General features: G+C 39.6%; 10 protein-coding genes. All 10 read right to left on the bottom strand.

Annotated features, from left to right (window positions below):
* Positions 1-198: 198 nt before the first annotated feature.
* Positions 199-372 (bottom strand): fdrA domain protein, encoded by a 174-nt coding sequence (locus ACESM9_RS09010; protein WP_372997445.1) that lies wholly within the window; start codon positions 370-372, stop codon positions 199-201.
* Position 373: 1 nt separating this feature from the next.
* On the bottom strand, positions 374-1,927 hold the full coding sequence (fdrA, locus tag ACESM9_RS09005; protein WP_372997443.1) for an acyl-CoA synthetase FdrA: 1,554 nt from the start codon (positions 1,925-1,927) through the stop codon (positions 374-376).
* Positions 1,917-2,792 carry a DUF2877 domain-containing protein gene (locus ACESM9_RS09000; protein ID WP_372997455.1) on the bottom strand — a complete coding sequence of 292 codons (876 nt, stop codon included), beginning with the start codon at positions 2,790-2,792 and terminating at the stop codon, positions 1,917-1,919. Before ACESM9_RS09000 ends, fdrA begins: the two co-directional genes overlap by 11 nt.
* Positions 2,793-2,884: 92 nt before the next feature.
* The gene (locus ACESM9_RS08995) at positions 2,885-4,615 is read right to left on the bottom strand and encodes a PucR family transcriptional regulator (RefSeq protein WP_372997441.1); all 1,731 of its coding nucleotides are present in this window, start codon (positions 4,613-4,615) and stop codon (positions 2,885-2,887) included.
* A gap of 301 nt (positions 4,616-4,916) precedes the next feature.
* Positions 4,917-6,140: a uracil-xanthine permease family protein gene (locus tag ACESM9_RS08990; RefSeq protein ID WP_372997439.1), complete on the bottom strand. Its 1,224-nt coding sequence runs from the start codon at positions 6,138-6,140 to the stop codon at positions 4,917-4,919.
* 66 nt (positions 6,141-6,206) lie between these two features.
* Entirely contained in the window at positions 6,207-8,588 is a 2,382-nt protein-coding gene (locus ACESM9_RS08985) for a xanthine dehydrogenase family protein molybdopterin-binding subunit (RefSeq protein WP_372997437.1), read from the bottom strand.
* Positions 8,589-8,602: 14 nt separating this feature from the next.
* Entirely contained in the window at positions 8,603-9,070 is a 468-nt protein-coding gene (locus ACESM9_RS08980) for a (2Fe-2S)-binding protein (RefSeq protein ID WP_372997435.1), read from the bottom strand.
* A complete protein-coding gene (locus tag ACESM9_RS08975) occupies positions 9,067-9,939 on the bottom strand; it encodes an FAD binding domain-containing protein (RefSeq protein ID WP_372997433.1) in 873 nt (290 codons plus the stop codon). Before ACESM9_RS08975 ends, ACESM9_RS08980 begins: the two co-directional genes overlap by 4 nt.
* 294 nt (positions 9,940-10,233) lie before the next feature.
* Positions 10,234-11,178: a carbamate kinase gene (gene arcC, locus ACESM9_RS08970; RefSeq protein WP_372997431.1), complete on the bottom strand. Its 945-nt coding sequence runs from the start codon at positions 11,176-11,178 to the stop codon at positions 10,234-10,236.
* A gap of 173 nt (positions 11,179-11,351) precedes the next feature.
* Positions 11,352-12,341 carry an ornithine carbamoyltransferase gene (argF, locus tag ACESM9_RS08965; protein ID WP_372997428.1) on the bottom strand — a complete coding sequence of 330 codons (990 nt, stop codon included), beginning with the start codon at positions 12,339-12,341 and terminating at the stop codon, positions 11,352-11,354.
* Positions 12,342-12,517: the final 176 nt, after the last annotated feature.

The raw sequence follows: 12,517 nt of genomic DNA, 5'->3' as shown, positions 1-12,517 counted from the left end.
GGGTCCTGACGCGTGACGCGAGTATTTGGGGTATTCCTTTTGGGTCAGGTTATGAGTATATGGGTAGGGTCAACGGAACGGTTATGAACCGTTCCCTACTTTACTTGTACTCAGAATGACATACTACCTATCGGCCTATTTGCCATTGACCCATTTTCCTATTTGCCCATTGGCCTATTTGCCCATTTGCCCATTGGCCTATTTGCCTTTCAGTTTAGATAGCAGGGAGGCCATCTTTTTGTTACCTCCGGCTACAGGTCTCCAATCTACATGGATTACTGCTACATCTTGAGATTTCAAGTCGTTTGCAAAGGATCCAAGTCCCATGTTTATTACTTTAAGTTCTTCTTTAAAGAGTTCATTGACTTTCATATTACAACCCCCTTACTACCTTCATTGCAAATCTTACAGCCTGAGCATTGCTAGGCATCAGTATTGCTCCTGCATCTTTCAGCTTATTAATCTGCTGCTCATAATTTTGAGGGTCTTTTTTTGTACCGCATACATAGGCTACAACGCAAAGGTGTTGTCCTCTGTCTGCAAAATTCTTCTTAGCCAGTTTTATATGATCTGCAAGGCTCCCTGCAGGATCTTCGTTGGAACCGTAGCCAAGCACCACATCCATTAGCAGTACTGCCACTTCCCTGTCTTCAGCCTCTTTCATTATCATTTGCTGTCTCATGTAAGAGTCTATCATTGGGTGAGGCCTTCCTACGGTGAATTCATCATCGCCGAGATCCAATGCTGTATGCTTGTAACTCTTTTTATTGTCTTGAAGCCTGTATTCAGGTGTTAAGGGTATGTTGGAATAAATGCCTCCAAATTCTTTGGTGAATAGTTTTAGTGCTTCATCGCATAGGGTTCCACCTGAGAACAAGCCCCTTAGGTATTTTTGATCTGGTGAAAATTTCTTTCTCTCCTCTTCTGCCATCTTGTCAATTTCTTCTTCTGATTCGGTGAAGAGGGGTGCCTCTTCAGCCTTCTGCCCCTTCGCCAGTGCTACCGCTTTATAGGCTGCATCCTCCAGGCTTTTTGCGGGTATGAAACCATATTTGGTCACAAGCTCATCATCGCCGCCTATGAAATCCACTACGGCTTTTTTTCCACATTTCTTCAGGGTTTGTAATACCTTTTCTGCAATTTCCAGTGCCGGAGGTTTAGATACAAGAACTATCACATCGGTGTTGTCATCCTCTGCCAATGCCTGTATCCCCAGGGTCATCATCAGGCCTCCTATTTCCTTTTTCAGATCCCTTCCTCCAGTACCTATGACTTGTGAGCAGCCTCCTCCAAATCTATCAATCTGAACCATTATTTCCTGAGTACCTGTACCAGATGCTCCTACTATTCCTATGTTGCCTTTTTCTACTTTATTACAGAAACAGAGGGGTACTTGGTTTATCATGGCGGTGCCGCAGTCAGGGCCCATCATCAATAATCCCTTTGATACCGCTAATTCCTTTAGTTCTCTTTCCTGTTCAATGGTGACATTGTCACTAAATAACATTACATGTTTGTCATTCTCCAGAGCTTTCTTGGCTTCAGCAGCTGCATAAGCTCCCGGCAGAGATATAACTACCATATTTGAATCAGGCATATATTTTATGGCACTGTCCAGCGTGGGGGGATTGTAGTCTTCCCCTCCGTCTGATTTTTTCTTGTTAAGCAGCTCCTCTACCTTAGCCACTATTTCTTCAAATTTGCTTTCATCTTTCATCTTCACTGCTATGATGAGATCATTTGCCGTGGTTTTGTTGAGCTCATCGTTTAAAAGTCCTACATTTCTCAGAAGGTCTTTATTTAGATCCGTTCCCATAACCACCACAGCATTTTCTACATCGTCTCTAGCTTCTATTTCTTTTGTTATGATCATCAGTGTTACAGAATCATAGTAGGAATTTTCCTTTATAAGCCACTTAGAAATCATCGCATAACCTCCTTGCTATTAATTTCAACCCGAACAGCATTCCAGCTGATATATCTGATCCTGAGCTGCTGCCAATTCTCAGGATTTTAGAAAAAGCCATATCTATATCTTCAGAGTTTCCACATATGATGGAGAAAGCCATGTCCTCAACCCATTCCGGAAATCCGCCCATAGCTCCTTGTCGAAGCATATTGTAGCTTATTATGTTTGTCCTTGTTCTTGCTTCATTGATTATTTTTTTTGTCAAATCACAAACTATATCTTGAGTTACTAAGCAAAACTTAAAAGTTGTCAGAATGCCGAGTATAAAGTCATCACCTGATGGAGTAAGACCAGGGCCAAGACCTATAAGTTCCAATATGTTATCTGCTGCTTGCTCATATTTTCCCTGAGCAAAAGAATCTTTTATTTCTGCTATTATGGGTGCTGCATACTTTGAATAAATGCTGCTTTCACCTAGAAGCCCACCCTTATTACCCCTTTGGAACAATATGCTTTCAAAATATCCTATATTTCTATGAATTCTTGTTATGCCTTTAAGAGTTGATTCATCTATGGTTCTTCCAGTAAAGGTTATAGCGTTTTCTGTGTTAATAAGGTTTCTGAAGTCACAGATGTCCATAACTTTAAAACCCAAGGACTTAAACTCTGCAAAGCCCTCTTGAGTCAGTATGACTGTCTGAGGACCTGCAGAATAGTTTTCAGGCAGTAAGGTTATTATCCAGTCACTATGGTCTTTTAAATTTATGGCGTGTTCGAATATTGAATGGATCTTTAGCTTGGAATCAGTATCATTCAGAATATCCTCTACTTTATACCCAATCTTGAGAGCCTCAACTTTGTTATAAGGATTCGTTTCCATCACCTTTTCCAATTATATTTTGTTCTTGAATATTTAATTCTTGATTTTGCATCATAATCCTTTGTTGATTTTTTACGAAGTTCATGGGTTATATATCATAGATTTTGTATAGAGTTGCTATCGTTTTCTCTGCAGGAAAAAGCCGGGTCATTTATTATCCTCATTATCTTCAAGCTTACCTCCAGATTCAAGCGATCATTAGGATTAGACAGGTCAAGATTTGTAATCTGTTGTATTTTATGAATTCTATATAGTATTGTGTTGTAGTGTATATACATCTTTTCCGATACCTTCTTCAGATTACCCCCACATTCAAAATACATCCTGAGAGTCTCAATGAGTTCTCCATCCTTTTGCTCATCATATTTGCATAAGGATTCAATGGTTTCTTTATAAAACTTTCGTATTTCAGATTCTTGATGTTCCATGCAGAGAAGTCTGAATATACCAAGATTGTCGTAGTGCATTATATTATCATTGTTAAAAATCCTGGCAAAGGATAAAGCTTTTTTTGACTCCTCCATGCTTTTCCACAGGTTATCGATGTTTTTATAACAGCGACCGATGCCTGAAAAGGTTATTACATTATAGTTATCTTTTATTGCCTGTATCACATCCTTAACAATGTCCATGCAGAATTGCTTTTCATAGTCAACCTGAACATTGTTTTCAAAGGCTAATGCCAGTATAATGGTGCTTCCTTTACATGCGGATATAAGTTTGACTCCCTTTGGTTTTACAGCAACTTCAATGGTTTTCATAAGTCTGTTTTTGGATTTTGCCCCGTTTTCCTCTGGGCTGTCATAGAAATGCTTTTCCAAATCGTCTATGTGTAATAAAATCACTCCATATTTGTAATCTGACTCCAGGCCGAATATTTCAGCTTTTTTTATAAATGAATATCTTATTTTTTCATCAGAAGAAAGGAGACCATCCAGGAATTCATTTTTATGCCTATTTTCGATTTCAAATATGGTTATCTCATTTATAAGCTCTAAAGCCACTACAGTACAAGCATATTGAATTGCCCTTACATCCACTGCAGTGATTTTTTTATTCATTTCCCATATATGGATTTCTCCATAGAACTTTTTTCCGGCTATTATGGGAAAAATACATCTATTAATCTCTTTTTGCTCTATCTTATCCATTTTCAGTTTATAGGGCTCTTCCTTTGAAACATCTTGATATAAATCTTCGTATAAATTTTGTTCTTTTATTGCGTTTTTCATCTTTTTTTCAAGTAATTTTCTTTCTTCCTCAGAGGCTACAGGAACAGATTTTGAAAATATATTGTCTTTTATAACCAATGGGTTTTTTATAATGCAATATAATGTGCTGCCTATTTCTTTTAACCCTCCGCCGGACAATACAACTTCCGTTAATCTCTGATGTATCTCGTCCATTCTCATCAATAAGTCGGATTGTTTGTTGTGTACCTGAAGGAGTATATCATTCATAACATCAGAGAAGGATAGATCATAGGGAAGTTCAATAATTGGAAAGTCAAGTCTATTGGCTTCATCCACCATGATTTGAGGTACCTTTTCCAAATATCTTTTAGTTTTTATGGCCAAGCCTGACAGTCCTTTGCTGTTTAATAGCGGAATCAGATTTTTGAGGGCTTTTTCGTCATCTTTTATTGAATAGGCTGTGGTGATGAGTATCTCTCCGGCTCTTACCCAGTCCAATATATCCGGCACTTCCATTATGTTGGCACCAGTTACAATTCTGGAAATTCCCCTTTTTCCCCCAATTATGGTTGCATCCTTCATTATGTCATGTTTCATCAGTTCTTCTATGGTTATTCCACTTTCATTAATCAATGTTTCGCCCTCCTATCAGACATATTCAAATTTTTCCTCCTTGCTTGCTCTGGCAGATTGTATGTATGTTAATATGCCACAAAAATTCAGTATATTCTTTTGATTAGTATGTATATTCTATATAATTAGTAAAATTCCTTCAAAGAAAAAGCTTCGCAACAGCAAAACTGTCGTGAAGCTTAAAATTTAGCCATTCTAAAATTCTTAACCTGGATAATAATCTGAAGAAATAAATGAGGACGGCATAAACCGTCCCATTGTTGATTTTATGTTTAATGAAGTAGGATCTTTATCTTAAGTATTAAAGATCTTCGGGCAATATCTTGTTTAGTATTATTCCCATTATTGCTCCAAGAGCCATTCCAGCTAATTGGAATATTTTGAAATCAAACACAGCACCGCCGATACCGAGGACCAGAATAACTGCCCCGATTATTAGGTTTCTGTTAAGTGAGAAGTCAACCTTGTTTTCAACAACTGTTCTTATACCGATTGCGGCTATCATACCAAATAGAACTATGGATATACCTCCGATAACTGGGCCAGGTATAGTTGATATAATCGCACCTAGTTTGGGTATCATTGATAATACTATTGCAAAGCAAGCTGCTATTCTCATAACCCACGGATCGAAAACTTTTGTCAATGCCAGTACGCCTGTGTTTTCAGAATATGTTGTATTTGCAGGACCACCAAACATAGCTGCCAAGGATGTGGCAACACCGTCTCCCAAAAGGGTTCTATGGAGTCCAGGATCAATAGCAAAATCATCGCCTACAGTAGCACTAACAGCCAGTACATCACCTATGTGTTCAACCATGCTGGCTATGGCAACGGGGGCTACTATAGATATTGCCGCTCCGCTGAATTTCGGGAATATGAATTCCGGGAAACCAAACCATGCAGCTTCAGTTACAGGCGTGAAATCAACCAACCCCATTACCATCGCTGCAATATATCCAACTATTAAGCCACTCAATACGGGGAGTACTTTTAAGAATCCTTTGGCAAATATACTTACCGCAATTACTGCAGCCAAGCATATACCCGCCAACAACCAGTTGTCTTTTGCCATATCTACTGCTGTAGGTGCAAGATTTAGCCCTATAACCATTATTATGGGACCAGTAACAATAGGTGGGAAAAAGCTGTATATAACTTTAGGTCCTACAAAATAAACTATTGCTGACATTATCAAATACATAAGGCCTGCTACTACCAAACCACCTGTTGCATATGCTATGCCTCCATATTCTTGAGCTACTAGTATTATTGGAGCTATATAAGCAAAGGAAGAACCTAAGAATACAGGCATCTTCATCTTTGTTACAAGGTGGAAAAACCAGGTTCCTATGCCCGCCGTAAATAGAGCAACAGAAATATTAAGACCTGTCAATATGGGCACCAATACTGTAGCACCAAACATTGTAAAAGTATGTTGTAAACCTAATATAATAAGTTTATATAAAGGTAAGTCTCCGCTTCTTATTGCTGTATCATTTTTGGTGTTTGGGTTTGTTGCCATTTAATTACCCCCTTTTTATTATTATTTTGATTAATAGTATTGCGATAATCCTACTTCATTATCCTATTAATCAACACCACATTTCACTTGTCCTTCTCCGTCTTCACCTTTGTTGTTCTTTATCAGTTTGCAGCTTACACTTTTATTATTTTTGATTGCATACAGCACCTTCTCAGCAGTCAACGGCAGCGAGTTAATCCTTATACCCAGAGCGTTGTATATTGCATTTGCAATGGCTGGTGCTGTAGGTACCATAGCCGGCTCTCCGACACCTCGTGCTCCGTAAGGTCCGGTCACTTCCGGTACTTCAACGATTCTTACTATCATTTCCGGCACATCTCTAACAGCAGGAATCTTATAATCTACAAAATTGGGATTCAAAACTTTGCCCTTTTCCATTATCTGCTGTTCCAACAGAGCTGAGCCTATTCCCTGCACTATCCCTCCTTCTATCTGAGCTTTGCAAAGCTGAGGATTTATTGCCTTGCCTACATCGTAGGCAGCTGCTACTTTTATAACTTCTATCTGTCCAGTTTCCAAATCTATTTCGATGTCTACTGCCTGAGCTCCAAAGGTCCAGAATGCCACAGGTTTTTCTCCTTGACCTGTCTCCTTGTCCGTATTTCTCACATTAGGAGGTATAAAGGAGCCTCTTCCAATTATAGGTCCATGGACTCCTGAGCCGTCAGGCATTTCCAGGCCAAGGGCCAGTGAGGCAATAGAAATCTTTCTGTCAGGGTAAACTATAGACACCACATGTTCATCCTTAAGCTCCAGATATTCCGCCGGAAGTCCCAGGCCTATGGATGCAAGCTTCAGCATTTGCTCCTTAGCATCTTCCGCAGCCTTTTTAACTGCATTTCCGGCACAATAGGTTATACGGCTGGCAACAGTCTGCCATTCATAGGGTGTCACATCTGTGTCTCCTGTTATTACACTTATTTTTTCTACAGGTATTGTAAGGACTTCTGCTGCTATCTGGGCTAATACCGTATTTGAGCCCTGACCAATATCCATGGCTGTAACCAGCAGATTAGCAGTACCATCTTCATTTATCTTAACAACGGCTGATGAGGCAACATTATTTGGCTGGGATGGAGCCTTGTACATGCAGGCTATGCCCTTGCCTCTGACTTTATTAGGTCCTGATGGTTTTTCTTCCTTACCCCATTCTATATCCTTTTCTACGGCTTCAATACACTTAGTTATTCCCACATTATAAAGCTGCTGACCAGTAACTGTATGGCCTCCCTCTTTGATGGCATTTATCTTTCTGAATTCCACAGGATCAATGCCCATTTGTGCAGCAACCATATCAAGGTTCTGTTCTATTGCAAAATGGATTTCCGACATTCCGAAGCCTCTATAGGGGCCTCCCACAGGCTGATTGGTGTATAAGCAGTAAGAATCTGCTTTTACATTGGGTATGTCATAGGGTCCTGTAGAAGCATATCCGCCTGCTCTGGCAATGTTTACGCCGTATTCTGTATAGGCGCCGCCTTCCCAATAGAATGTATTTTCCTCTGCTACTATGCGGCCATCCTTTTTAACTCCTGTTTTTATCTTGGCAAGACAGCCTTGTCTTACGAAGCTGCCTATCATATCTTCTTCTCTTGTATATGTGAGTTTAACAGGTCTGCCCATACATTTTTGAGATAGAGGTATGGTGATGCCTTCAAGGGTTGTACCTGCCTTTCCTCCGAAGCCTCCTCCCACAGCCGGTGAAATTACCCTTACTTTATGAAGTGGAAGATTAAATGCAACGGACAAGGCTTTTCTCACTGCATAGGGTGATTGGCATGCAGACCATACGGTGACTTTACCTGAAGGTTCTGTCAAAGCTATTACAGAGTGGTTTTCGATAGGTGCATGTTGAATATGGGGTACATAGAATTCATTCTCCATTATATAGTCGGCTTCAGCGAAGCCTTTTTCAATATCGCCTTTCCTTATCTTATAGTGGTTGCTGATGTTGGTGCCCGGTTTTGGAAAGAATATGGGGCCATATTTATAATTGCCTAAATCCTCATGAATAAGGGGAGCATCATGCTTGATGGCATCCATGGCGCTGAATACTCCTGGAAGCTCCTCGTATTCCACCTCTATAAGTTCTACCGCTTCTTCTGCAATTTCAGGTGTAACGGCAGCCACTGCTGCTACTGCCTCCCCTATAAATCTGACTTTATCTGTAGCCAGGAAGGTCTTATCTTCGAGATAGAGCCCCACCCTGTTGGGCACATCGGCTCCTGTAATAACGGCCTTAACACCTTCCAGTGCCTCTGCCTTGGATGTATCAACCTTTATAATTCTCGCATGGGCATAGGGGCTTTGCTTTATTTTGGCATATAACATCCCAGGCATTTTTATATCATCAACATATTTTGCATAGCCTGTTACTTTATCCAGTCCATCTACTCTTTTAATATTTTCACCAACATATTTATACATCTTCTCCCCTCCCATCAATTAATTTGACCTGCTGCTTCTTTGATTGCATCAAGTATTACCTTGTAGCCGGTGCATCGGCAAAGATTGCCTCCTATGGCTTCTTTTATTTCATCTTCGCTGGGGTTAGGATTTCTCATTAATAGAGCCTTGGCGGACATGAGCATTCCAGGCGTACAGTATCCGCATTGGAGAGCTGCATTATCAATAAAGCTCTGCTGCAATGGATCCAGAATTCCATTCTTAGCCAATCCTTCCACAGTTAGTATATCTTTTCCATCTGCTTCAACAGCAAGCATCATGCAAGAGTTCACAGCTTTCCCGTCAACAATTACAGTGCAGGAGCCACATTCACCTGCGCCACAGCCTTCCTTGGCTCCTGTAAGGTTCAAATCCTCTCTTAGCATTCTCAGTAGCGTCTTGTTGGGTTCTACTTCCATATGAACCTTTTCCCCATTTACGGTAAAGGATATATTGTGTTTCATATTATCCCCTCCTGTCCCAGTTCATATTGTTCCAAGGCAGCCAAAACAGCTCTTTTCAAGCTTATTTTTATCATGTCAACCCTGTATTCCTTGCTGGCTCTCACGTCGCTTATTGGCGATATTTCTGAAACTGCCGCATCCATAACAGGTATCAAGGCCTCTTCATCTATCTTTTCCATATTGTTGAGCAGCTCTTCGGCCTTATATCCTCTCAAAATTTTTGGAGCCACTGCGGCATATGCTATCTTCCATTTTCCTTCATTGCAAAAAGCAGCAACTCCTACTGTTGCAAGGTCCACATCTTTTCTTCTGGCATGTTTGTAATAGGCTCCGCCATTTTTGCCTTTTATGTCAGGAATCTGCAATCCCATGACGATTTCCCCTGGATTTAAGGCTATTTTTCTTACTCCTAGTATAAATTCATCAATGGGAACCAACCTTATACCGTCCTTACTGAAAATTTTTACATTGGCGGAAAGGACATACAGCGGTGCTATGGTATCCCCTGAAGGTGAAGCATTGCAGACATTTCCAGTCAAGGTAGCCCTGTTCCTCAATTGATAGGAACCTACCTCATGGGCTGCCTCTGCCAGTATTCTATATCTTTCCAAGACAATTTTGCTGCAGATAACTTCATTCATAGTAACTGCAGCACCTATATACAGCCCTTCTTCTTTTGTATATTTTAGCTCCTTGAGCTCTGGAATAGCTTTTATATCCACTACTACACCAGGTGTTATCATTTTGTCTCTCATTCTGACCAGAAGGTCTGTACCTCCGTTTAATATCCTGGCTTCCTCTCCATATTTAAGGAGTATATCAGCTACTTCATCTAAGGTTGATGGTTTAACATATTGGAACTTCTTCAAAAATACCCACCTCCATTATTCAAAATAAATGAATAATATCAATAGTCATCATTACTTATATGTCAGATTATTATTAAAATTCTATAATATTAGAATTTTTCCTTTGTGTACTCTATATAAAAAGCCGCCGGATTTTAAGTTTTTTTATTAGCTATAATATATAATTAATCTATGCTAACATATTTTGTTACATGTCTTTTTGCAAATATTAAGAATAAAAAAATAGGCTTTCCTACAGCTCATTAATCAGAGCTATAAGGTCAGCCTATTTCATTCAATATGTTTTGTGGCAGACTACATAGTTACTACTGTACCAGCTTTTCCTTCCAAGGCGTCAACAGCCTTGTAAAGAGAAGTAATTATAGCCTTCTTGCCCGGTTTTGATTTTGCAAAGTTAATCGCTGCTCTAACCTTTGGAAGCATGCTGCCCGGCGCGAAGTGTCCTTCTTCGATATACTTTTCAGCTTCTGCAACCGTCATTGATGATAAATTTTGTTGATTTGGTTTATTGAAGTTTATTGATACCTTTTCAACTTCTGTAAGAATCATCAATACATCAGCATCCACATCTTCAGCTAATCTCTCTGCTGCTAAGTCCTTGTCTATTACGGCTGCGATTCCTTCCAAGGATCCGTCTTCCTTTTCTATAACAGGTATTCCTCCGCCGCCTACAGTGATGACTATAGTTGAATCCCAAAGCCTCTTTACAGAGTCTAATTCCACAATCTTTACGGGAGTAGGTGAAGCAACTACTCTTCTCCAGCCTCTGCCTGCATCTTCTTTCATTACATAGCCTTTTTCAGCAGCTATTTTTTTAGCTTCTTCTTCGCTGTAGAAAGGTCCAATGGGTTTTGTAGGATTCTTGAAACCAGGATCATCTTTATCTACAACTACCTGAGTAACCAAAGTAACTACAGGAGTATTTTTGCCTTTCTTTGCAAGCTCATGCTTCAATGCTTGCTGTATATGATATCCTATATAGCCTTGGCTCATGGCTCCGCATACATCGAAAGGCATTGCAGGTGTCACAGAGGATGCGGTCTCAGAAGCAAGCAGTATTCTTCCTACCTGAGGTCCGTTTCCGTGTGCAATTGCAATCTCATATCCTTTTTCACTTATCTCAGCTATATATCCTGCAGTCTTTTTTACAACTTCCAGTTGAGCTTCGGCAGTTGCAGGAGTACCAGCTTCCTGGAGGGCATTTCCTCCCAATGCTATTACAACTTTTGTTGCGCTCATTTTTTTCTCTCCTCATCAAATTTATCAGTAATTCTATCCTTAGAATATGCATAAAACATATTCTATATAAGAGGTTTTTTTCCTTTGTATTATATTAACAAAAAACCTTTTATTATATAGTTATATTTTGTTATTAATCAATTTTATTAATACTTTTTTCCAATGTTTTTCGCTTATAATGTGGCAACAATTACAGCTTTTATTGTATGCATTCTGTTTTCTGCTTCATCAAAAACTACAGAATGTCTGCTGCGAAATACTTCATCGGTAACTTCTCTTATGTCGTAGCCCTTATCTTTCATTTCTTTCGCCATCTTTGTTTCAAAGTCGTGGAAAGCAGGCAAACAATGCATGAAAATAACATCAGGGTTATTTGTTCTGTTCAGCATATCCATTGTAACCTGGTATGATGAGAGGAGTTTAACTCTTTCAGGTATTTTGTCTTCTTCTCCCATGGAAGCCCATACGTCTGTGTATATTACATCTGCATCCTTTACTGCTACATCAATATCATCAGATACTTCAATTACAGCTCCAGTTTCTTGAGCAACTGTTCTAACTTGCTGCATTATTCCTTCGTCTGGCCATAGTTCCTTTGGTCCTAAGGCTACAAAGTGCATTCCCATCTTAGCGCAGCCATACATCCATGCATAGGACATATTGTTTCTTGTATCTCCAACAAATACAACTTTCACCTTGTTCAGTGGTTTTGCCACATGTTCTTCTATGGTCAGCATATCAGCAAGAATCTGAGTTGGATGGTCTATATCAGTAAGTCCATTCCAGACAGGAACTCCTGAATATTTTGCCAAGTCTTCTACCACAGACTGTTCATATCCTCTGTATTCTATACCATCATAAAATCTACCCAGTACCTTTGCTGTATCTTCTAAAGATTCTTTTTTCCCCATCTGTGAACTGTTCTGATCTAAATATGTAACATGGGCTCCTTCTTCTAATGCTGCTACTTCAAAAGCACATCTGGTTCTTGTTGATGTTTTTTCAAACAGGAGAACTATGTTCTTACCCTTAAGAAGATAGTTGTATATCCCTGCTCTCTTTTTCGCCTTCAGATCATGAGCCAAATCCAACAAGTACCTTATTTCTGAAGGAGTAAAATCCATTAATGTTAAAAAGCTTCTTCCTTTTAAATTAACTGCCATTTTTGTGTTCCTCCTTAAATATACTTTATGGTATTTCTTTAGGGTCTTGACTCGTGCTGCGTTGCCTTGGGTATTTCTTTAGTGTCCTGACACGTGATACGTGAATTTTGGGTATTCCTCTTAGATCAGTCTCTAGTCTCTGGTCGCTGGTCTCTAGTCATGGACTTGGGTATTCC

It is taken from the genome of Lutispora sp. (genome assembly GCF_041687175.1).
Classification (GTDB): domain Bacteria; phylum Bacillota; class Clostridia; order Lutisporales; family Lutisporaceae; genus Lutispora.
Note: the sequence above shows the minus strand (reverse complement) of the source record. Positions and strands in the feature narration are given on the sequence as shown.